The organism is Nocardiopsis nanhaiensis, assembly GCF_054778635.1.
On the sequence record NZ_BAAGZJ010000207.1, the window covers coordinates 1 to 596 of the forward strand.

Annotated in this window: 1 protein-coding gene; it reads left to right on the top strand. The window is 68.6% G+C overall.

The features are described from left to right. A partial coding sequence (locus ACYVD1_RS34810; RefSeq protein WP_460778732.1) for an HNH endonuclease signature motif containing protein occupies positions 1 to 596 on the top strand: 596 nt, incomplete at both ends.

The window sequence follows — 596 nt, forward strand, 5'->3', positions numbered from 1 at the left end:
CACCGAGAGCGCCGGGGGTGCCGAGGGGCAGGCCGAAGACGGCAAGGGCGGCAAGGGCGGTCAGGGTCGCAAGCGTGCTGCGGTGGCGATGATCAACATCATGGTGCCCCTGCCCACCTTCCTCGGCATCCAGAACCAGACCGAGGGTGAGGGTGCGGGTCCGGCGGTGACGCAGGATGGGCAGGTGGTCTCCATGGCCGCGGTCCGTGCCCTGGCCCCCAACAGTGTGCTGCGTCGGATGATCACCTCCCCTAAGGGTGACCGGGTGTTGGACGTGGGCCGTACCCAGCGCGACGCCACGGGTGCTCTTCGGGATGCGGGGATGTTCGGTCACACCACCTGCGCCTGGTACCAGGGGTGCAACTTCCCGGCCAGCGGGTCGGAGGCCGACCACAAGATCAGCTTCTCGGCCGGAGGGTCCACCAGCGCGGACAACATTCAGCCGCTGTGCTCGGACCACAACCGGTTGAAGTACCGGAGGGAGACCAACCCCGAGGCCTCCATCTGGCAGGGCCGCCCTTCCCACCGCAACCGCAACCGCAGCAACAAGGGGGAGGACTCGGACGGGGACCCGGAGCCAGCCCAACCCCCTTCCT